This is a genomic window from Tepidibacter aestuarii, assembly GCF_934924865.1.
Classification (GTDB): Bacteria; Bacillota; Clostridia; order Peptostreptococcales; family Peptostreptococcaceae; genus Tepidibacter_A; species Tepidibacter_A aestuarii.
Genome location: NZ_OW235315.1, coordinates 55,665 through 78,828 on the forward strand (window position 1 = coordinate 55,665; position 23,164 = coordinate 78,828).

Genomic DNA, 23,164 nt, shown 5'->3' on the forward strand with positions numbered 1-23,164 from the left:
ATAATTAAATATAAGGGGGCGAATTTAATGAGTTGTAATGATAAGTTACAAAACTGCTTTAAAAAATGGGAAGAAGAAAAATTAGAGAAGACTTTATCACGATTTGGGGAAAGAAAATCTGAATTTTTATCAGGGTCAAATGAAGAAATAAAAAGACTTTATACACCAATGGATATAGAAGATGTTAATTATGATGATTTAGGATTTCCAGGTCAGTATCCTTTTACTAGAGGGGTACAACCAACTATGTATAGGGGAAAACTTTGGACAATGAGAATGTATGCAGGTTTTGCAACGGCAGAAGAGTCAAACAAGAGATATAAATACTTAATAGATCAAGGCTCTATGGGATTATCAGTTGCATTTGACCTACCTACTCAGATGGGATATGATTCAGATGATTCTATTTCTGAAGGTGAAGTTGGAAAAGTTGGAGTTGCAATAGATTCTCTTGAAGACATGGAAATATTATTTAATGGGATTCCTCTTGATAAGGTTTCAACTTCTATGACTATAAATGCACCAGCATCTGTTTTATTAGCTATGTATATAGCGGTTGCACAAAAGCAAGGTGTTAGCATGGATAAGTTAAGAGGTACTATTCAAAATGATATACTTAAGGAATATGTTGCAAGGGGAACTTATATATTCCCAACAAAACCTTCTATGAGACTTATAACTAACATATTTGAATATTGCTCTAAAAATGTTCCTAAGTGGAATACAATAAGCATATCTGGATATCACATAAGAGAAGCTGGATCTACTGCTATTCAGGAAGTAGCATTTACTCTATCTAATGGGATAGCTTATGTAAATGCAGCTATAGATGCAGGACTAAACGTAGATGATTTTGCTCCGAGACTTTCATTCTTCTTTAATGCACATAACGATTTATTTGAAGAGATTGGTAAGTATAGAGCAGCAAGAAGACTTTGGGCTAAAATTATGAAGGAAAGATTTGGTGCTAAAAAAGAAAAATCATTGATGCTTAAATTCCATACTCAAACAGGCGGATCTACTCTTACTGCTCAACAACCTGAAAACAACATAGTTCGTGTTGCTATTCAAACTCTTGCAGCCGTTATGGGAGGAACTCAGTCTCTTCATACTAATTCTAAAGATGAGGCGTTAGCTCTTCCTACTGAAGATTCTGTTAGAACAGCACTTAGAACTCAACAAATAGTAGCGCATGAAAGTGGAGTAGCAGATACTATAGACCCGCTTGCAGGTTCTTATTATGTTGAAAGCTTAACTAATAAAATAGAGAAAGAGGCTATGAAATTAATAGAAAAGATAGACACTCTTGGGGGATCTCCAAATGCTATAGATAAGGGATATATGCAGCAGGAGATAATGGAGAGTGCGTATAGATATCAAAAGGAAATAGAAAATGATGAAAGAGTAATAGTTGGTATGAATAAATTTAAAGTAGAAGAAGAAGCTCCAAAGGATCTTTTAAGAGTAGATCCTAGTGTTGGACAAAGAAAGTGTGAAAAATTAAAAGAATTAAAAAATAGAAGAGATAACGAGCTTGTTAAGAAAAATTTAGAGGATTTAAGAAATGCTTGTAAAGGTGATGAAAATTTAATGCCTTACATTCTGGATGCTGTTAATTCATATGCAACACTTGGAGAAGTATGTGGAGTTATGAGAGAAGAATTTGGCGAATATAAACAAAGTGTAATGATATAGTATAAAGGGGGAGAAAATAATATGAGACCTATAAGAGTATTAGTTGCAAAGCCTGGACTTGATGGGCATGATAGAGGAGCAAAAGTTATAGCGAGAGCTTTTAGAGATGCTGGTATGGAGGTTATATACACAGGACTTAGACAAACACCTGAACAGATTGTTCAAACTGCGATTCAAGAAGATGTTGATGTTGTTGCAATGAGTATCTTATCTGGTGCTCACAACCATCTTCTTCCAAAAGTTGTTAAACTTTTAAAAGAAGAAGAGGTTTATAATGATATGCTTGTTATTGGAGGTGGGGTTATTCCTGATGATGATATTCCATATCTTAAAGAAAATGGAATAGCAGAAGTATTTACTCCAGGAACACCTACTACTGTTACTATAGATTTTATAAAAGCAAATCTAAAAAAATCGATGGCTTAATAAGGTTGTGAAAATATGGATCTAATAAAAAGTTTATTAGAAGGAAATAAGCGAGCTTGTGCTAGGCTTATTTCCATAATAGAAAACGAACAAGAAGGTTATTTTAATATATTAAAAGACATACATAAGAATACAAAAGGAGCTTATGTAATAGGCATAACAGGCCCTCCGGGAGCAGGAAAATCAACTTTAACTGATAAATTGGTAAAAAAACTTAGAGAACAGGAGCAAAAGGTTGGCATTATAGCAATAGACCCAACTAGCCCCTTCTCTAAGGGAGCTATACTTGGAGATAGAATAAGAATGAGTGATTTGAATTTAGATCCAGGAGTATTTATAAGGTCAATGGGAACTAGAGGTTATTTAGGAGGCTTATCCAAAGCTACTTATGGTGCAATAAAAGTTATGGACGCCTATGGATGTGATTATATATTTGTTGAAACTGTAGGGGTTGGACAATCGGAGGTTGATATAGTTAAAACTGCTGATACTACAGTTATGGTTATGGTACCTGGTCTTGGAGATGATATACAAGCTATAAAAGCAGGAGTGATGGAAATTGGAGATGTATTTGTTGTAAATAAAGCAGATAAAGAAGGTGCTAAGAGAACTTCACTTGAGATAGAGATGATGTTAGATTTTAAGAAGGATTGGGATTTTAGACCTCCTGTTACAATGGCTGTTGCAAATGATGGAAGTGGAGTAGATGAATTACTTCAAAATATTATAAATCATAAAGATTATCAGGAAAAAAATGATGTGTTAAATAGAAAGGTGCTTCAGAGAAATAAATCTGAGATAAGAGAGATAATACATAGAAAAATAGAAGATAAAATTCAAAATATACAAAATGAAAAAGAAGTTGAGGGTATGATAATCAAGACATTAAGTAAAGAAATTGATCCTTATACTGTGAGTGAAAAAATATTCAATAAGCTTATAAAGTGAAACTTAATTCAGGTGGAGTTTTTACTCCAACTGAATTTCTAGCTGAACTAATCCAGAAGCTGTTAAGTTCTCATCTCCAGTTTTTAGAGGATGGAGTCTTAGAACTTTTAGCTTTCGGATAAAGTGAAACTTAGAATTTTTATTTTGCTGATAACTTGTTAAGATAGCTACACTTGCAACTATTTTAAGCAACAAAGTCGTGAGACTTGTTGGCGACATGAGTCAGTGCGTAGCGACTAGACGAATTTTAATTAAAAAGGGGGATTTTAATATGAATATAAGTAGAGTTGATCATATAGGAATAGCTGTTAAAAATCTTGATGAGACTTTAAAATTTTATGAGGATGTTCTTGGAATAAAATGCCATGGAACTGAGGTTGTTGAAGATCAAAAGGTTAAGGTTGCATTTTTACCTGTTGGAGATACCGAACTTGAACTTTTAGAATCTACTTCTGAAGATGGACCTATAGCTAAGTTCATTGAAAAAAATGGTGGAAGAAATGGACTTCAGCATATAGCTGTAAGAGTCGATGATATAGAAAAGGCTATAGAAGAAGTTAAGGAAAAAGGATATAGAATGATAGATGAAAAGCCTAGATATGGAGCGGGCGGAGCAAAAATTGCATTTTGTCATCCTAAGAGTACTCATGGCATATTACTTGAACTAAGCCAAAGGGATTAGAAGGGGGGAGCTAAAATGTCACAAAATAAGCTAGATGTTCTTTTAGAAAAGAGAGCTAAGATAGAGCTTGGTGGAGGAGAAAAAAGAATACAAAAGCAACATGATTCTGGAAAGCTTACAGCAAGAGAAAGACTTAATATATTGTTTGATGAGGGTTCTTTTATTGAGTTAGATGCTTTTGTAAAACATAGATGTAATCATTTTGGTATGGAAAAAGTAGATGCTCCTGGAGAAGGGGTTGTAACAGGATATGGTAAGGTAGAAGGTAGATTAGTTTATGCATTTGCTCAAGATTTTACTGTTTTAGGAGGATCTCTTGGAGAGATGCATGCTAAGAAAATGGAAAAGGTTATGGATATGGCTCTTAAAATGGGAGCACCTATAGTTGGTCTTAATGATTCTGGTGGAGCTAGAATTCAAGAGGGAGTAGATGCACTAGCTGGGTATGGAAAAGTATTTTATAAAAATACTATAGCTTCTGGTGTTGTTCCTCAAATATCTGCTATAATGGGACCTTGTGCAGGAGGAGCAGTGTATTCGCCAGCTCTTACTGACTTTATATTTATGGTTGATAAAACTAGCCAAATGTTCATAACGGGGCCTCAAGTTATAAAAACTGTTACTGGAGAAGAAGTTAGTGCACAAGATCTTGGTGGAGCTATGACTCATAATGCTACTTCGGGAGTGGCACACTTTGTATCTAACTCTGATGAGGACTGCATAATGGGAATTAGAAAATTACTTAGCTTCTTACCTTCTAATAATTTAGAAAAAGCTCCCATATTGGATTGCAATGATATTAATGAAAAAATAGATATTCTAGACACTATAATGCCTGATAATTCAAATAAGCCGTATGATATGAAAGATATAATAACAAATATAGTTGATGATAATGATTTCTTTGAAGTTCAACCTTATTTTGCAAGAAATATACTTACGGGTTTTGCAAGAATTAATGGAGAATCTGTAGGAATAATAGCCAATCAACCTACATATATGGCTGGATGTCTTGATATAAATGCATCTGATAAAGCTTCTAGATTTATCAGAACTTGTGATGCCTTTAATGTACCTATTTTGAACTTTGTAGATGTTCCTGGATTCTTACCTGGTACGTCTCAAGAGTATGGTGGGGTTATTAGACATGGTGCTAAGATGCTTTATGCATATAGTGAAGCTACTGTTCCAAAGGTTACAATAATAACTAGAAAAGCTTATGGAGGATCTTATCTTGCTATGTGCTCTAAGGATTTAGGAGCTGATATTGTATATGCTTGGCCAAGTGCTGAAGTTGCAGTTATGGGACCAGATGGAGCAGCCAATATAATATTTAGAAAAGATATAAAAGCTTCTGATGACCCTGCGTCAGTTAGGGCTGAAAAGGTTAAGGAGTATAGAGAAGAATTTGCAAATCCTTATCAAGCAGCTCAAAGAGGTTTTGTAGATGATGTTATACAACCATCTTTAACTAGAATTAGACTTTGTGATGCTTTTGATGTTTTAAAATCTAAAAGAGAAAGCAGACCTCCTAAGAAACATGGAAATATTCCACTTTAAAATAAGAGGGTGAAACTATGAATTTGACTAATTTATTAGATGTAATGAAAACTGATATAACGGCGCTTACAAAATCTGAACAATTGATTGCTAGTTTAGTTGTTACGCTGCTTTCTATGTGTATAGTATTTGTGGTTCTTATGGTTATAATGGCAGCTGTAAAAATAATGACAAAATCTAGCTCTAAACCTAAAAAAGAGAAAGAGCAAATAATTATAAAAGAAGATACTAAACAAGATATAAAACAAGATCAAGATGATAAAGAGATAGTTGCAGTTATAAGTTCAGCTATAGCTTGTGCTTTAAATACGACTACTAATAATATTGTTATTAGAAAAATAAAGAGAAGTGAAAATAGTGATAGTGCGTGGTCAAAACTTGGAAGAATAGAGCAAATGAGTTCAATGCTAGGGGGATATGAATATGATAAAAAAATTTAATGTTAAGGTAAATGGAGTTTCTTACGATGTTGAGGTAGAAGAAATAAAGGAAAGTGGTAATTCTTCAAAATCCAAAAAGTCATATAATAATGAGGCTAAAGTGGTTGAGACAAAAGTAGAAAAAAATATTCCTGTAAAAGAAGAAGTTAAGCTAAATAAAAATATATCTAGCAACTCAAGTTCTACTAATACAGTAAAAGCTCCTATGCCTGGAACTATAAATGAAATAAAGGTTAATAAGGGAGACAGTGTTACTAAGGGTCAAGTTCTTTTAATACTTGAAGCTATGAAGATGGAAAACGAGATAATGGCACCAGCAGATGGAATTATTGAAGATATTCATGTTACAAAAGGATCATCTGTAAGTGCGGGTGATATTATTATAGGTATTTCTTAAAAAAGTAAGAAAGGGGATTACCCATGGGAGAAGTTGTATTTAATTTCATACAAAGTACGGGTATATACAATGTTATCACAGACTTTGGAATGTACTATAAGCAGATAATAATGATTGGCGTAGGTTGCTTATTATTGTATCTAGCTATAAATAAAGGGTTTGAGCCTCTTTTATTGGTTCCAATAGCATTTGGTATGATTCTTACGAATTTACCTTTATCAGATATTATGAGTCATCCTCAGACTCTTTTGAATATACATCCTATAGATACTAAAGAGGCAGCAATACAGGCGCAACAGGGAATATGGGCTGTTGATATTAAGAATAAGTTTCCTGGAGGTCTTCTTCATTATCTATATCAAGGGGACGAACTTGGTATATTTCCACCTTTAATATTTATGGGGGTTGGAGCTATGACTGACTTTGGTCCGTTAATAGCCAATCCTAAAAGTTTGCTTCTAGGAGCTGCTGCACAGTTTGGAATATTTTTTACATTCATAGGAGCTATACTTTTTGGCTTTGATGCTCAAGCGGCATCATCAATAGGTATAATAGGAGGAGCAGATGGCCCAACTTCTATATATCTAGCTACAAAGTTAAAGCCGGAATTACTAGGACCAATAGCAGTTGCTGCTTATTCTTATATGGCATTAGTTCCTATAATTCAGCCACCTATTATGAGGGCTTTAACTAGTGAAGAAGAAAGAAATATCGTTATGGATCAGTTAAGACCAGTATCTAAAAAGGAAAAAATAATATTCCCTATAATGGTTACTATAATAGTTTCTTTAATATTGCCATCTGCTTCTACGTTAATAGGTATGTTAATGCTTGGGAATCTATTTAAAGAATGTGGAGTTACTGATAGATTGTCAAAGACTGCATCGAATGAGCTTATGAATATAGTTACTATATTCTTAGGAATTTCAGTTGGGGCTACTGCAACTGGAGATGCTTTTTTAACTTGGCAGACATTTAAAATATTTGCACTTGGAGTTATAGCTTTTAGTATAGGAACTGCAAGTGGTGTTATCTTAGCTAAGATAATGAATAAATTCTCTAAAGACCCTATAAATCCACTTATAGGATCTGCTGGAGTGTCAGCAGTCCCTATGGCTGCAAGGGTTTCTAATAAGGTAGGACAACAAGAAAACCCAGGAAACTTCCTTTTGATGCACGCTATGGGACCTAATGTTGCTGGAGTTATAGGTTCAGCTGTTGCAGCTGGGGTACTACTTAGTTTATTTGGTTAATTTAAAAGGCTACTAACTTTTGTTGGTAGTCTTTTTATATGGGGCCTTTCTAAACTGAGTTTCTTTTGGTATAGTTTTGTTATACTATGTAAAATGAAAAGAGGGATTGTATGAGAAGTGAGATAATAAAGATCCTATTAGAGAATAGAAATGAGTTTGTATCTGGAGAATATATATCTGAAAAGCTAGGTATAACAAGAAGTGCTGTAAGCAAACATATAAAGAATATAAAGAATCAAGGTTATGAAATAGAGTCTATAACTAGAAAAGGACATAAGATAGTTGGGTGTCCTGATTTATTAAGCGGTGGTGTTATCAAGCATGATTTGAATACAAGGTTTATAGGCAAAGAAGTTATACACTTTGATACTATAGGATCAACTAATGATTATGCTAAAAAAGTTGCTTTAGAATCAAGTGATGGAACTATTATTGTTTCAGAAGAGCAGACAAGTGGAAGAGGAAGAAGGGGTAAAGAATGGCATTCTATTAAGGGTGATGGTATATGGGTAAGTATTATACTAAAGCCAGATATATACCCACATAATGCTCCTTTTATAACTCAAATAGCAGGAGCGAGTATTGTGAAAGCTCTTAGAAATCTCAAAATAGACGCGTCTATAAAGTGGCCTAATGATATTATAGTAAATAATAAAAAAGTGAGTGGAATATTAACGGAACTTGGTGCAGAGATAGATAGAATAAATTATATAGTTCTTGGTATGGGAATGAATGTTAAAACTATGGATTTTCCTGGTGATATACAGAATATAGCAACTTCTATATTCAAAGAAGGTTACAATGTGAAAAGAATAGATATATTAAAGAATATATTAGAAGAATTTGAAAAATTATATTTAGATTATATACAAAAAAATGATAAGTCTAATTGTATAAAAATATGTAAAGAAAGTTCTGCTATATTAGGAAAGAATATATATATAATAAATGCTGATAAAAAAAGAAAGGTAAAGTGTATAGATCTAAATGAAGAAGGCAATCTTGTAATAATCAATGAAGATAATGATATTGAAGAATTAATATCTGGAGAAGTGTCTATAAGAGGAGAACATAATTATGTATAACAATATATTGGACATTGATGGAATAAAAGTAGGACAAGTTGAAGATTTAAAAGGTATTACAGGATGTTCTGTCATTATATGTGAAAAAGGAGCTTGTTGTGGTGTCGATGTTAGAGGTTCGGCACCTGGAACGAGAGAAACTGATCTTTTAAATCCTATAAATATGGTAGATAAGGTTCATTCTATAGTACTGTCTGGAGGTTCTGCATTTGGACTTGAGTGCACTTGTGGAGTTGCAAAGTATTTGGAGGAAAAGAATGTTGGGTTTGATGTAGGTGTCACTAAGGTACCTATAGTAGTAGGGGCTGTATTGTTTGATCTCCATGTTGGAGACTATACTATAAGACCTGATTATAATATGGGATATAGAGCTTGCGAAGCGGCTTCACGTACCAAGTTAAAGCAGGGGAATTATGGTGCGGGTTGTGGAGCTACTATTGGTAAGTTTAAAGGAATTGATTACGCAACAAAGGGTGGAATAGGAAGTCATTCTATAAAGCTTGATAATGGTTTGGTTGTAAGTGCTATAATTGCAGCTAATCCATTTGGAGATGTATATGAAGGTGATAATATAATTGCAGGTTGTCTTGATGATGATAAGAAAAAATTTGTGAATACTGTAGATCTTATGAAAGCTGGAGTTAATTCAAAAGATTTTTCTATGCAAAACACTACTATAGGAGCTGTTATTACTAACGCTAAGTTTAATAAGGCTGAATGTAGTAAATTAGCCCAAATGGCTCATAATGGCTATGCTAAGGCTATATCACCTATACATACTATGTATGATGGTGATACTATATTTGCCATGGCCACAGGAGAAATACAAGCAGATGTAAACTTAGTTGGAACATTAGCAGCGCAAGTAGTTGAACAAAGTATAATAAATGCGGTAAAAAATGCAGATTCAATAAAAGGAATCCCTTCATTTAAAGATATGAATATATAAAGATTAAATAATCAAAAATTCACTGTTGAAACTTGTATACAATATTGATAAAATTAAATAGTTATGGCTGACATCTAAATAAGAGTCTGACCATATCAGTATGAAATTAAATTAAATAAAAAAAAAGTCTGGCATCTATATGAGCTAGAACCGGAGGTGTAGAAATTGATTGCTACAAAAAGTTTAACAACAAAAAAAATGACAGTTATAGGAATGCTAGGAGCTATTTCTATAGTACTGGGGATGACACCACTAGGATTTATACCTATAGGACCTACTAAGGCCACTATAATGCATATACCAGTAATTATTGCAGCTATGATTGAGGGTCCTTTAGTTGGAGCTATTGTCGGCCTTATATTCGGTATATTTAGTATGATACAAAGTATAACAAGTCCAACAGTAGTATCATTTGTATTTTGGAATCCATTAGTATCTGTAGTTCCAAGAGTGCTAATTGGTATAGTATCTTATTATTCTTATGCATCAATCAAAAAAATAATAAAAAATGATACATTGGCAGTAGCTTTTACTGGAGCGATAGGGACATTAACCAATACTGTAGGAGTTCTTTCTATGATTTACTTACTTTATGGAGTAAGATTCGTTGAAGCTATAGGACAAGATATAAGTTCAGTAGGTAAAATAATCATGGGAATAGGAATAACTAATGGTACACCAGAGATGATAGTTGCTATTTTAATAGTAATAGGCGTAATGAGAGGACTTAAGTTCATATCAAAATAGAAAGAAGGTAAGTAATATGCTACTTGTATTTGACGTAGGAAATACAAATACAGTATTAGGGGTTTATGACGGAAAAAAATTAAAACATCACTGGAGAATAAGCACAGATAAGAATAAAACTTCAGATGAATATGGAATGCTTATAAATAATTTATTTAACTATGAAAATATTAAATTTGATAATATAAAAGACGTTATAATATCGTCTGTAGTACCTAATGTAATGCATGCATTAGAAAATTTTTCAAAGAAATACTGTAAGAGAGAACCTTTAGTAGTTGGTCCTGGAGTAAAGAACGGTATAAATATAAAATATGATAATCCAAAGCAGGTAGGAGCAGATAGAATAGTTAATGCTGTTGCAGGATATGAAAAATATAAAACAGCTCTTATATTAGTTGATTTCGGAACAGCTACGACATTTTGTGCAGTATCTGATAGAGGAGAATATCTAGGAGGAACTATATGTCCGGGAGTGAATATATCTAGTGAAGCTTTATTCCAAAAAGCATCAAAACTTCCTAGAGTAGAGCTTATAAAACCTGGAATGACTATATGTAAAAATACTGTATCGGCTATGCAATCAGGTATAATATATGGATATGCAGGTCTTGTAGATAATATAGTTAAAAAGATGAAATCAGAGCTTAAGAGCGATAATGTAAAGGTGGTTGCAACAGGAGGGTTATCTACACTTATAGCTTCAGAATCTGATAGCATAGATTGTGTAGATAAGTTTTTGACATTAGAAGGTCTTAGAATAATATATGATAGAAATAAGGAATAGCTATAATTGAATTGGGTCAAAAGCCCAATTCTTTTTGTCTATAAAGGAAACTATATTAATAAATTGCAAATGAATGAAGGTGATTTTATGAAAATTGGAAATGTAGGCATAGATAATAAAGTATTCTTAGCTCCGATGGCTGGAGTTACAGACCTTCCATTTAGACTTTTATGTAAGGAAATGGATTGTGGTCTATTATATACAGAGATGATAAATGCCAAGGCTCTTTGCTATGATGATGATAATACAAAATTTATGCTTAAAATAAATCCTAAAGAACATCCTGTTAATGTTCAAATATTTGGATCAGAGGTTGAGTATATGGGAAAGGCTGCATATATATTAAATGAGTATCCAAATGAATTGCTTGATATAAATATGGGTTGCCCTGCTCCCAAAATAGTGAAAAACGGAGATGGATCAGCTCTTATGAAAAACCCAAAACTTGCATCAGATATACTAAAAGAAGTAGTTAAGAATTCTCAAAAGCCAGTTACGCTTAAGATAAGAAAAGGATGGGATGATAGAAGTATTAATGCTACTGAGATAGCAAAAATAGCAGAGGATGCAGGTATTAGTGCTATAGCTGTTCATGGTAGAACAAGAGAAGAGTTCTATTCAGGAAAAGCAGACTGGGATATAATAAAGGATGTAAAAGAAGCTGTTAGTATACCTATAATAGGAAATGGGGATATATTTGAAGTTGAAGATGCTGTTAATATGATAAAAAAGACAAATTGTGATGCTGTAATGATAGGAAGAGGATCACAGGGAAACCCGTGGATATTTAAGAGGGTTTCGCATTATATGAAAACAGGAGAATTACTTCCTGAGCCTACTAAACAGGAAAAACTAACTACAGCTATTAGACATTTAAATATGTCAATAGAGTTAAAAGGTGAGTATGTAGGTATAAGAGAAATGAGAAAGCATTTAGGGTGGTATTTGAAAGGTCTTAAAGGATCTGCTAAAGTCAGAGACGAAATTAATAGACTTGAAAGTTATGAAAAAGTTAAGGATAAATTAACATCTTATTTAGAAGAGTCCTTGACATAGCAAAAATAGTAATTTATAATATTTCGCAAATGCTAAAATAATATTCAATTTAAATCAAACATTATTTATTTAACATAAAGCAAAACCTAATTCAGATGGAAGTTTTGATCCAACTGAATTTCTAGTTGTGTAAGTGACTTTTGAATAGAGTGAAACTTACTATTAATTAAATTTAAAATAAATCGGATTGTATAAATCTGAATAAAAAAGGAGATGTGGGGAAATGGATACTAATAAAGAGGTATTATTAACTCAAGAAGGTTATAATAAAATAGAAGAAGAATTAGAGTTTTTAAAGGCGGTAAGAAGAAAAGAAGTAGCAGAAAGAATCAAGATAGCTATATCTTTTGGAGATATATCTGAGAACTCAGAGTATGATGAGGCTAAAAATGAACAAGCTCAACTTGAAGAGAGAATATTAAAGCTTGAAAATATGGTTAGAAAAGCTGTTATAATAGATGAAAGTAAAATAGATTTGAGTATAGTTACTATAGGTTCTGTAGTTAAAGTAAATGATATCGACTTTGATGAAGTTGTAGAGTACACTATAGTGGGTTCAGCAGAAGCAGATCCATATGAATTTAAGATTTCTAATGAATCTCCTGTTGGAAAAGCTCTTTTAGGAAGAAAAGTAGGAGAAGTAGTAGAAGTTCAAGTTCCTGACGGAATAGCTAAGTTCGAGATTTTAGAAATAAAAAGATAAATATGGAGGGAAATTAAATGGCTGAAGAATTAAATTTAAATGAAATGCTCAAAATAAGAAGAGAAAAGTTATCAAAACTTCAAGAAATGGATAAGGATCCTTTCAAAGTAGAAAAATACGACTTAACTCACCACAGTATAGATATAAAAGATAACTTTGAAGAATTAGAAGGAAAAGAAGTTTCAATAGCAGGACGTTTAATGAGCAAAAGAGTTCAAGGTAAAGCATCTTTTGTTGATATACAAGATCAAGATGGAAGAATCCAATGTTATGTTAGAAAAGATAGAATAGGTGAAGAGGATTATGATCTATTTGTAACTTACGACATAGGAGACATAGTTGGAATAAAAGGTGAAGTTTTTAAAACTAAAAAAGAAGAAATATCTGTAAAGGCGAATGAAGTAAAGCTTTTAAGTAAGTCACTTCAAATACTTCCAGAAAAATTCCATGGACTTAAAGATCCAGATTTAAGATATAGACAAAGATATGTAGATTTAATAGTTAATCCTGAAGTTAAAAAAGCCTTCTTAATAAGAAATAAGGCTACAAAAGCTATTAAAGAATACTTAGACAATAGAGGGTATTTAGAAGTTGATACGCCAATACTTAACACTATAGCTGGTGGAGCATCTGCTAAGCCATTTATAACTCACCACAATACTTTAGACATAGATATGTACTTAAGAATAGCTAATGAGCTTTACCTAAAGAGATTAATAGTTGGTGGATTTGAGAAAGTATATGAAATGGGTAGAATGTTTAGAAATGAAGGAATGTCTATAAAGCACAACCCTGAGTATACTTGTATAGAATTATATGAAGCTTATGCTGATTACAAAGATATGATGGAAATGACTGAAAATATAGTTGCATATGCTGCTCAAAATGCTCTTGGTACTACTAAAATTAATTACCAAGGTACTGAGATAGATTTTACTCCGCCATGGAATAGAATGACTATGCAAGAAGCCGTAAAGCAATATGCTGGTGTTGATTTTGATGAAATCAAGACAGATGAAGAAGCTGTGAAAATAGCAAAGGAAAAAGGATTAGAAATAAAGCCAGAAATGACAAGAGGACATGTTATAAATGATTTATTTGAAGAATATGCAGAAAAGCATTTAATTCAACCTACATTTATAACTCATCATCCAGTAGAGGTATCTCCTCTTGCTAAGCGTAATCCAGAAGATCCATCTATAACTAATAGATTTGAAGCATTTGTAAACACTTGGGAAATAGCTAATGCATTCTCTGAGCTTAATGATCCTATTGACCAAAGAGGAAGATTCATGGCTCAATTAAGACAAAGAGAATTAGGAGACGACGAAGCTCATATGTTAGATGAAGATTTCTTAAATGCATTAGAAGTAGGTCTTCCGCCTACAGGTGGATTAGGAATAGGAATAGATAGAGTTATGATGCTTTTAACTAACTCAAGCTCTATAAGAGACGTAATATTATTCCCAACTATGAAACCTATAGTAGATAAAGCTGAGAATACAGAAGAATAGGAATATATACACTCCCAGACTTTGATAAAGTCTGGGACTTTTTTATCAAATGAAATAAATGGGGGAAAATGTTGAAATTTGAATATTAATTAATAGAGGAAAGTATGATATTATAGAGAATGTAATAAGAATGTGAAAATTTAGATTAAATATTTTATATATTAAATATTTTATATAATATTAAGAAAAGAGGGAGTGAGATGTTAATAAATTGGATATGTCTAATATGTATAGTATCTCTTGTGGCCCAAGTAATGATTTTTCTTTACTTCAATGCTTTATCTGATGTAAAAGGAAATAAAACCGTTAAAAGAAAAAGGAGAGAATCTCATCAAAATCAATACTCTAAAACGTCAAGTTATACTGATAAAATAGCTAAATAAAAAATAAAATCAAAAAATATTTTAAAAAAGTGTTGACGGAAAGTTTTAAAGGTGATATATTATTACTTGTCCTCGACAACGAGGCGAACGAGAAATGAACTTTGAAAATTAAACAGTAGGTTATAAATAAATCACATCAGTGATTTTCGGAAAAACACATTAAGTCAGTTTACTGAGTACTGACAAACTTTTATTTAAGAGTTTGATCCTGGCTCAGGATGAACGCTGGCGGCGTGCCTAACACATGCAAGTCGAGCGGAGATTAAAAAGCTTGCTTTTTAATCTTAGCGGCGGACGGGTGAGTAACGCGTGGGTAACCTGCCCTATACACACGGATAACATATCGAAAGATATGCTAATACGGGATAACACATTTTTAAGGCATCTTAGAAATGTCAAAGCGTTAGCGGTATAGGATGGACCCGCGTCCCATTAGCTAGTTGGTGAGGTAAAAGCTTACCAAGGCGACGATGGGTAGCCGACCTGAGAGGGTGATCGGCCACACTGGAACTGAGACACGGTCCAGACTCCTACGGGAGGCAGCAGTGGGGAATATTGCACAATGGGGGAAACCCTGATGCAGCAACGCCGCGTGAGCGATGAAGGCCTTCGGGTCGTAAAGCTCTGTCCTAAGGGAAGATAATGACGGTACCTTAGGAGGAAGCCCCGGCTAACTACGTGCCAGCAGCCGCGGTAATACGTAGGGGGCAAGCGTTATCCGGAATTACTGGGCGTAAAGGGTGCGTAGGCGGCCTTGTAAGTCAGAAGTGAAAGGCTACGGCTCAACCGTAGTAAGCTTTTGAAACTGCAGGGCTTGAGTGCAGGAGAGGAGAGTAGAATTCCTAGTGTAGCGGTGAAATGCGTAGATATTAGGAGGAATACCAGTTGCGAAGGCGGCTCTCTGGACTGTAACTGACGCTGAGGCACGAAAGCGTGGGGAGCGAACAGGATTAGATACCCTGGTAGTCCACGCCGTAAACGATGAGTGCTAGGTGTCGGGGGTTACCCCCTCGGTGCCGCAGCTAACGCATTAAGCACTCCGCCTGGGGAGTACGCTCGCAAGAGTGAAACTCAAAGGAATTGACGGGGACCCGCACAAGTAGCGGAGCATGTGGTTTAATTCGAAGCAACGCGAAGAACCTTACCTAAGCTTGACATCCCTCAGACCGCTTCTTAATCGAAGCTTTCCCTTCGGGGACTGAGGTGACAGGTGGTGCATGGTTGTCGTCAGCTCGTGTCGTGAGATGTTGGGTTAAGTCCCGCAACGAGCGCAACCCTTATCTTTAGTTGCCAGCATTTTGGATGGGCACTCTAGAGAGACTGCCGAGGATAACTCGGAGGAAGGTGGGGATGACGTCAAATCATCATGCCCCTTATGCTTAGGGCTACACACGTGCTACAATGGCTAGTACAGAGAGTTGCGAAACCGCGAGGTCAAGCTAATCTCTTAAAGCTAGTCTCAGTTCGGATTGCAGGCTGAAACTCGCCTGCATGAAGCTGGAGTTACTAGTAATCGCGAATCAGAATGTCGCGGTGAATGCGTTCCCGGGTCTTGTACACACCGCCCGTCACACCACGGAAGTTGGGGGCGCCCGAAGTCAGATATCCAACCGTAAGGAGGAATCTGCCGAAGGTGAAATCAATGACTGGGGTGAAGTCGTAACAAGGTAGCCGTATCGGAAGGTGCGGCTGGATCACCTCCTTTCTAAGGAGAAATAACCTACTGTTTAATTTTGAGGGTTTATTCCTCAAAATTAGTACTTTGAAAATTGAACAGATTTAAATAAATTTAGGTTAAGTTATTAAGGGCGTAGGGCGGATGCCTTGGCACCAAGAGCCGATGAAGGACGTGGTAAGCTGCGATAAGCTTCGGGGAGATGCAAGCAATCTTTGATCCGGAGATTTCCGAATGGGGAAACCCACCTAGAGTAATGTCTAGGTATCTTTAGATGAATACATAGTCTAAGGAGGGGAACCGAGGGAACTGAAACATCTAAGTACCTCGAGGAAGAGAAAGAAAAATCGATTCCCTAAGTAGCGGCGAGCGAAAGGGGAAGAGCCCAAACCTATGAAGTTTTCTTCATAGGGGTTGCGGATATGCTCACAAGAAAGAGGTATTGTAGTCGAAGAGGTTTGGAAAGACCCACCATAGAAGGTAATAGTCCTGTAGATTAAACAAGAAGACTTTCGAGCATACTCCAGAGTACCACGGGACACGTGAAACCCTGTGGGAAGCTGGGGGGACCACCCCCAAGGCTAAATACTTCTTGGTGACCGATAGCGTATAGTACCGTGAGGGAAAGGTGAAAAGAACCCCGGAAGGGGAGTGAAATAGAACCTGAAACCCTATGCCTACAAGCTGTGGGAGCACATTTTTAGTGTGACCGCGTACTTTTTGTAGAACGGGCCAACGAGTTACGATAAGTAGCAAGGTTAAGGACTTAGGGTCTGGAGCCGTAGCGAAAGCGAGTCTTAACTGGGCGATTCAGTTACTTGTCGTAGACCCGAAACCGAGCGACCTACCCATGGCCAGGATGAAGCGAAAGTAAAATTTCGTGGAGGTCCGAACCCACGCACGTTGAAAAGTGCGGGGATGAGCTGTGGGTAGAGGTGAAATTCCAATCGAGCTCGGAGATAGCTGGTTCTCCCCGAAATAGCTTTAGGGCTAGCCTCAAGCTTAGAGATGAGGAGGTAGAGCACTGAATGTCCTAGGGGCCCTGTGGGTTACCGAAGACTATCAAACTCCGAATGCCTTTATCTTTTGCTTGGGAGTCAGACTGTGGGTGATAAGATTCATAGTCGAGAGGGAAACAGCCCAGACCGTCAGCTAAGGTCCCTAAATGTAAGTTAAGTGGTAAAGGATGTGGGATTGCACAGACAACCAGGATGTTGGCTTAGAAGCAGCCATTCATTCAAAGAGTGCGTAATAGCTCACTGGTCGAGTGATCCTGCGCCGAAAATTATCGGGGCTAAAACTTACTACCGAAGCTACGGCATTGACTTTGTCAATGGGTAGGGGAGCATTCACTGCGGGTTGAAGCTAGACTGGAAGGACTAGTGGACTGCAGTGAAGAGAGAATGTTGGCATGAGTAGCGAGACGTAGGTGAGAATCCTACGGGCCGAAAACCCAAGGTTTCCTGAGGAAGGTTCGTCCGCTCAGGGTTAGTCGGGACCTAAGCCGAGGCCGAAAGGCGTAGGTGATGGACAACAGGTTGAGATTCCTGTACTACCGATAATCGTTTGAAGAATGGGGTGACGCAGAAGGATAGGCTATCCTACTATTGGATATGTAGGTCCAAGCATTAAGGGAGCATTGATAGGCAAATCCGTCGGTGCAATCCTGAGGTGTGATGGGGAGCGAAATTTAAGTAGCGAAGTAGTCGATTTCATGCTGCCAAGAAAAGCCTCTACTGAGATTAAAGGTACCCGTACCGCAAACCGACACAGGTGGGTGAGAAGAGAATTCTAAGGCTAGCGAGAGAACTTTTGTTAAGGAACTCGGCAAAATGACCCCGTAACTTAGGGATAAGGGGTGCCTCATTAGGGTGTATGCCCGAAGAGGCCGCAGAGAATAGGCCCAAGCGACTGTTTACCAAAAACATAGGTTTCTGCTAAGTCGAAAGACGATGTATAGGAGCTGACGCCTGCCCGGTGCTGGAAGGTTAAGGGGATGTGTTAGACATTAGTCGAAGCATTGAACTTAAGCCCCAGTAAACGGCGGCCGTAACTATAACGGTCCTAAGGTAGCGAAATTCCTTGTCGGGTAAGTTCCGACCCGCACGAAAGGCGTAACGATTTGGGCACTGTCTCAACAAAAGACTCGGTGAAATTGTAATTCCGGTGAAGATGCCGGATACCTGCGACAGGACGGAAAGACCCCATGGAGCTTTACTGTAGCCTGGCATTGGATTTCGATATTACATGTACAGGATAGGTGGGAGACTGAGATACGAGAACGCCAGTTTTCGTGGAGTCATCCTTGGGATACCACCCTTGTAATATTGAGATTCTAACCATAGACCATGAATCTGGTCTTGGGACACTGTCAGGTGGACAGTTTGACTGGGGCGGTCGCCTCCCAAAATGTAACGGAGGCGCCCAAAGGTTCCCTCAGCACGGTCGGAAATCGTGCGAAGAGTGCAAAGGCAAAAGGGAGCTTGATTGCAAGACATACAGGTCGAGCAAGGACGAAAGTCGGGCTTAGTGATCCGGTGGTTCCGCGTGGAAGGGCCATCGCTCAACGGATAAAAGCTACCCTGGGGATAACAGGCTTATCTCCCCCAAGAGTCCACATCGACGGGGAGGTTTGGCACCTCGATGTCGGCTCATCACATCCTGGGGCTGTAGTAGGTCCCAAGGGTTGGGCTGTTCGCCCATTAAAGTGGTACGCGAGCTGGGTTCAGAACGTCGTGAGACAGTTCGGTCCCTATCCGTCGCAGGCGTAGGAAATTTGAGAGGAGCTGTCCTTAGTACGAGAGGACCGGGATGGACATACCTCTGGTGCACCAGTTGTCACGCCAGTGGCATAGCTGGGTAGCTATGTATGGAATGGATAAGCGCTGAAAGCATCTAAGCGCGAAGCCAACCTCAAGATAAGATTTCCCATCTTTATGAGTAAGATCCCAGGAAGACTACCTGGTTGATAGGTTCAAGGTGTAAGCTCAGTAATGAGTTCAGCTGATGAATACTAATAGATCGAGGACTTAACCAAATTTTAAATCTGATCAATTTTGAAAGTATTAATCTTAATACTTAAAACTAAAAGATTATGTGGTTATTATAGCAAGGAGGATACACCTGTTCCCATTCCGAACACAGAAGTTAAGCTCCTTAGCGCCGATGGTACTTGGGGGGCAGCCCCCTGGGAGAGTAGGACGTAGCCACGTAATCTTTTTTTATGCGCTTTTTTATTTATTGCATAGAGGTTAATCGAAAAAGATGGTTATTTAAATACCGTGAATGCATTAAATAGATTTATAAAACTAAATGTTCTATCTTATTAAATATACTAAAATCTCTTAAACTCGCTAAGGCTCAGACATAAGAAATTTTTTAACGTATATTTAAACGATACAACACAAGTTTTATTGAAATCTATTTAAAAGATTCACTAACATTTAAATAACCATCTTTTTAGTATGTAGATATACCAATAAAGCTAACGATTAAAGATAAAAGATATTACGTGGCTATTTGAAGAGATAAAATTTGTATAAAAAGATAAAAATATTTAGATTCCTTGGAGGAGCGTAAGCTTACTTTTTTTAATAGGAAATATAGATATAGAAAATAAGCTATCGCTTTAAGAAATAACGGTTATCTATAGAAGTTGCGATAGCAGTATGAATATTAAAAAAATATACTTATTAAAATGTTAGCGAATTTACTAAATATTTTTCAATAAAACTTGCATTACAGTGTTTGAATATCCGTTAAGAAAGTTCGTTGTCTGAGCACAGCGAGTTTAGAACTTTTAGGATATTTAATAAGCTGTAATGATTAGTTTTATTTAAATATTTGATATATGAGCGGTATTTTAATAAGTATATTTTTTAGCTTATACACTATAGAAGTATATTATGATTGGGTTTATAGGTTAGATTATAGATTTAACGAATTCCTCAATACCTTTAATTCCATTAACTAAATTTTCTTCACTACAAGCATAAGAAATTCTTATATAATCATCCATTCCAAATGCTATTCCAGGAACTGCTGCTACATTATTATTAGATAAAAGCTTATCGCAGAATTCAACTGAAAAACTATCTTTATAATCAAGTTTAGACTTTAAATTAGAAATATCTATAAACATATAAAAAGCACCTTGTGGATGAATATAGTCTATATAGTCTATTTTAGAGAGCATATTTATGGCTAAATCTCTTTTTTGTTTATATATTTTAACCATATCATCTATATCATTTAAACAGTATTTTAAGGCTCCATATGCGCACCATTGAGATATAGTAGATGGATGTGAAACTAGATGTCCTTGAACTGTAGAAATGGCCTTAGAAATAGCTTTATTTGAAGCAGAATAACCAACTCTCATACCAGTCATGGCTGCAGATTTAGAAAAACCGTTTATAGTTATAGTTATATTTTTAGCTTCATTAGATAAAGATGCTATACTAACAAAATTATCTTCATAAGATATTTTTTCATAAATTTCATCTGATAGTATATATATATTGTTTTCAATACATATATCAACTATATTCTCAAGCTCTTCTTTTGTATAAATAGCTCCAGTAGGATTTGATGGATTAGATATGAATAACATTTTTGTTTTAGATGTTATATGTCTTTTTATATCAGATACAGTTATCTTGAAATTATTTTTTTTATCAGTATCTACAAAAACCGGCACACCTGAACATAATTTTATCATTTCAGGATAACTAACCCAGTATGGTTTAGGAACCAAAACTTCATCACCTGGATTTAATATTGAAATCAAAGTATTAGTTATAGCGTGTTTTGCTCCGCTTGAAACAACTATTTCATCTAAATTATAATCCACATTATTTTCGTGTTGTAACTTTTTTATAATTTCATGCTTTAATTCATTAAGACCCGAAACAATATCATACTTAGTCTTATTATTATTTAAGGCATCAATAGCTACCTCTTTGGCTTTTGTAGGAACATTAAAATCGGGTTCCCCTATACTTAAATTAGATATATCAAAACCTTTTTCTTGAAGCTTAGCTACTTTTGAGCTTATACCTATAGTATAAGATGGTGTTATATTTTTCAATTTGTTAGAAATCATTTAATCACTCCTCGATTAGATTTAGTTTAATAAATTATAGCATACTAATATTGTTATATTAAATATAATATTATTTTTTATATGTAATCGAATTTTTTTATAATGAATATAAACTTATTAACCATATGAACATATATAAGTTATAATATAATTGGATTAACTTAATTAAAAATGTTAATATTTATATATCAAATTTAAATAAATATAAAATACAAGGGGGATTAAATAATGGGAAAATCTATAATGCTTCAAGGAACAGCTTCTAATGTAGGAAAGAGTTTACTTACAGCTGCATTTTGTAGAATATTTAAGCAAGATGGATTAAGCGTAGCACCTTTTAAATCACAAAATATGGCTCTTAATTCATTTATAACAAAAGATGGAGATGAGATGGGACGAGCTCAAGTATTCCAAGCAGAAGCAGCAGGATTAGAGCCTGATGTTAGAATGAATCCTGTACTTTTAAAACCTACAACAGACAAAAAATCTCAAGTGATAATAAATGGAAAAGTATATGATAATATGGATGCTGTTACTTACCACAAATTTAAACCACAGCTTTCAAATATGATAAAAGATATATATGATCAGCTAGAAAATAAACATGATGTAGTTGTTCTAGAGGGAGCTGGAAGTCCCGCTGAAATAAATTTACGAGAAAATGATATAGTAAATATGGGAATGGCAGAACTATCAGACTCACCTGTTATAATAATTGGAGATATAGATAGAGGGGGAGTATTTGCATCATTAGCAGGTACTATGCTACTTTTAACAGAAGAAGAAAGAAAAAGAGTCAAGGGAGTCATAATAAATAAATTTAGAGGAGATGTAGAAATACTAAAGCCAGGAATAAAAATGATTGAAGATATAATAAAGGTTCCGGTTCTTGGTGTTATACCTTACAGCAATCTTAAAATAGAAGATGAAGATAGTTTGACAGATAGATTTAGAAATAAAAAATCAAAGGAAAGTGGGGAAATTAATATAGAAGTTTTATATCTGCCTCACGTTTCTAACTTTACAGACCTAAACGTCTTTGAAACTCAAGAAGATGTTAACTTGAGATATGTTATGAAGGGTGAATCTATAGGTGATCCAGATATATTAATAATACCTGGAAGTAAGAATACAATAGAGGATCTTATTTATTTAAGAGAAAGTGGGCTTGAAAGAGAAATAAAGGATTTACATAAAAAAGGGAAATTAATATTTGGTATCTGTGGAGGGTATCAAATTTTAGGAAAGAAATTATACGATCCAGATGGAATAGAATGTGGAATAAAAGAAATAGATGGAATTGGACTTCTAGATATAGAAACTACATTTGAAGGAGAAAAAATAACTACACAAGTAGAGGCTGTTGTTCAAAATAATGTAAGAGGATTGCTATCTTCACTTGAAGGGATGAAAGTTGAAGGTTATGAAATACATATGGGAAGAAGTGTAGTAGGAAAAGAGTCTAGAAGTTTAAATAAAATGATTAAAAGAATGAACCAAAATATAGATGAGTTAGAAGGAGCTATAAATTTACAAGGTAATGTGGCAGGAAGTTACATACATGGAATATTCGATAATATAAACTTTACAAGAGGGTTATTAAATAACATAAGAAAAGATAGAGGATTAGATGAAATACAAAGTGAAGTTAAATCGTTTAAAGAATTTAAAGAGAAAGAATACGATAAATTGGCTAATATAGTTAGATCGAACCTTGATATGGACAAAATATACTCTATATTAAAGGGAGAGGAATAGTA

General features: G+C 35.2%; 18 protein-coding genes and 3 rRNA genes. 20 read left to right on the forward strand and 1 reads right to left on the reverse strand.

What is annotated here, in order from left to right; genetic code table 11:
• Positions 1 to 27: 27 nt before the first annotated feature.
• From M2214_RS00280 to rrf, 19 genes are all read left to right on the forward strand, one after another.
• Positions 28 to 1,695, forward strand: a complete 1,668-nt coding sequence (locus M2214_RS00280) for an acyl-CoA mutase large subunit family protein (RefSeq protein WP_248481536.1) — start codon at positions 28 to 30, stop codon at positions 1,693 to 1,695.
• Positions 1,696 to 1,716: 21 nt separating this feature from the next.
• Positions 1,717 to 2,121, forward strand: coding sequence for a cobalamin B12-binding domain-containing protein (locus tag M2214_RS00285; protein ID WP_248481539.1), 405 nt, complete (start codon positions 1,717 to 1,719; stop codon positions 2,119 to 2,121).
• Positions 2,122 to 2,136: 15 nt separating this feature from the next.
• Positions 2,137 to 3,069, forward strand: coding sequence for a methylmalonyl Co-A mutase-associated GTPase MeaB (gene meaB, locus M2214_RS00290; protein WP_248481549.1), 933 nt, complete (start codon positions 2,137 to 2,139; stop codon positions 3,067 to 3,069).
• Between the two features lie 271 nt (positions 3,070 to 3,340).
• Entirely contained in the window at positions 3,341 to 3,751 is a 411-nt protein-coding gene (mce, locus tag M2214_RS00295; RefSeq protein WP_248481551.1) for a methylmalonyl-CoA epimerase, read from the forward strand.
• A gap of 15 nt (positions 3,752 to 3,766) precedes the next feature.
• Positions 3,767 to 5,311, forward strand: a complete 1,545-nt coding sequence (mmdA, locus tag M2214_RS00300; protein ID WP_248481553.1) for a methylmalonyl-CoA decarboxylase subunit alpha — start codon at positions 3,767 to 3,769, stop codon at positions 5,309 to 5,311.
• 17 nt (positions 5,312 to 5,328) lie between these two features.
• Positions 5,329 to 5,751 carry an OadG family protein gene (locus M2214_RS00305; protein WP_248481555.1) on the forward strand — a complete coding sequence of 141 codons (423 nt, stop codon included), beginning with the start codon at positions 5,329 to 5,331 and terminating at the stop codon, positions 5,749 to 5,751.
• Positions 5,735 to 6,148, forward strand: coding sequence for a biotin/lipoyl-containing protein (locus tag M2214_RS00310; RefSeq protein ID WP_248481564.1), 414 nt, complete (start codon positions 5,735 to 5,737; stop codon positions 6,146 to 6,148). The genes M2214_RS00305 and M2214_RS00310 overlap by 17 nt, the downstream gene beginning before the upstream one ends.
• A 23-nt stretch (positions 6,149 to 6,171) precedes the next feature.
• Positions 6,172 to 7,401, forward strand: coding sequence for a sodium ion-translocating decarboxylase subunit beta (locus M2214_RS00315; protein ID WP_248481566.1), 1,230 nt, complete (start codon positions 6,172 to 6,174; stop codon positions 7,399 to 7,401).
• A gap of 110 nt (positions 7,402 to 7,511) precedes the next feature.
• Positions 7,512 to 8,486 (forward strand): biotin--[acetyl-CoA-carboxylase] ligase, encoded by a 975-nt coding sequence (locus M2214_RS00320; RefSeq protein WP_248481568.1) that lies wholly within the window; start codon positions 7,512 to 7,514, stop codon positions 8,484 to 8,486.
• On the forward strand, positions 8,479 to 9,435 hold the full coding sequence (locus M2214_RS00325; RefSeq protein ID WP_248481570.1) for a P1 family peptidase: 957 nt from the start codon (positions 8,479 to 8,481) through the stop codon (positions 9,433 to 9,435). Before M2214_RS00320 ends, M2214_RS00325 begins: the two co-directional genes overlap by 8 nt.
• 165 nt (positions 9,436 to 9,600) lie before the next feature.
• The gene (locus tag M2214_RS00330) at positions 9,601 to 10,182 is read left to right on the forward strand and encodes an ECF transporter S component (protein WP_330651527.1); all 582 of its coding nucleotides are present in this window, start codon (positions 9,601 to 9,603) and stop codon (positions 10,180 to 10,182) included.
• Between the two features lie 16 nt (positions 10,183 to 10,198).
• Positions 10,199 to 10,969, forward strand: a complete 771-nt coding sequence (locus M2214_RS00335; RefSeq protein WP_248481572.1) for a type III pantothenate kinase — start codon at positions 10,199 to 10,201, stop codon at positions 10,967 to 10,969.
• Between the two features lie 87 nt (positions 10,970 to 11,056).
• On the forward strand, positions 11,057 to 12,025 hold the full coding sequence (dusB, locus tag M2214_RS00340; protein WP_248484921.1) for a tRNA dihydrouridine synthase DusB: 969 nt from the start codon (positions 11,057 to 11,059) through the stop codon (positions 12,023 to 12,025).
• Between the two features lie 223 nt (positions 12,026 to 12,248).
• Complete coding sequence (gene greA / locus M2214_RS00345) at positions 12,249 to 12,728, forward strand: transcription elongation factor GreA (protein WP_248481574.1); 480 nt, start codon at positions 12,249 to 12,251, stop codon at positions 12,726 to 12,728.
• Positions 12,729 to 12,745: 17 nt separating this feature from the next.
• Positions 12,746 to 14,242 carry a lysine--tRNA ligase gene (gene lysS / locus M2214_RS00350; protein WP_248481576.1) on the forward strand — a complete coding sequence of 499 codons (1,497 nt, stop codon included), beginning with the start codon at positions 12,746 to 12,748 and terminating at the stop codon, positions 14,240 to 14,242.
• Positions 14,243 to 14,442: 200 nt separating this feature from the next.
• Positions 14,443 to 14,625 (forward strand): hypothetical protein, encoded by a 183-nt coding sequence (locus tag M2214_RS00355; protein ID WP_248481577.1) that lies wholly within the window; start codon positions 14,443 to 14,445, stop codon positions 14,623 to 14,625.
• A gap of 190 nt (positions 14,626 to 14,815) precedes the next feature.
• A 16S ribosomal RNA gene (locus M2214_RS00360) occupies positions 14,816 to 16,330 on the forward strand.
• 87 nt (positions 16,331 to 16,417) lie between these two features.
• Positions 16,418 to 19,337: ribosomal RNA gene (locus M2214_RS00365) — 23S ribosomal RNA — on the forward strand.
• A 58-nt stretch (positions 19,338 to 19,395) separates the two neighbouring features.
• Positions 19,396 to 19,512, forward strand: a 5S ribosomal RNA gene (gene rrf / locus M2214_RS00370).
• The 16S, 23S and 5S rRNA genes sit together here, the layout of an rRNA operon.
• A 710-nt stretch (positions 19,513 to 20,222) precedes the next feature.
• On the opposite strand, the gene M2214_RS00375 is transcribed toward rrf, so the two are convergent.
• The gene (locus M2214_RS00375) at positions 20,223 to 21,404 is read right to left on the reverse strand and encodes a pyridoxal phosphate-dependent aminotransferase (protein WP_248481579.1); all 1,182 of its coding nucleotides are present in this window, start codon (positions 21,402 to 21,404) and stop codon (positions 20,223 to 20,225) included.
• Between the two features lie 228 nt (positions 21,405 to 21,632).
• Here M2214_RS00375 and M2214_RS00380 point away from each other — a divergent pair, with 228 nt between their 5' ends.
• A complete protein-coding gene (locus M2214_RS00380; RefSeq protein ID WP_248481581.1) occupies positions 21,633 to 23,162 on the forward strand; it encodes a cobyric acid synthase in 1,530 nt (509 codons plus the stop codon).
• Positions 23,163 to 23,164 lie beyond the last annotated feature (2 nt).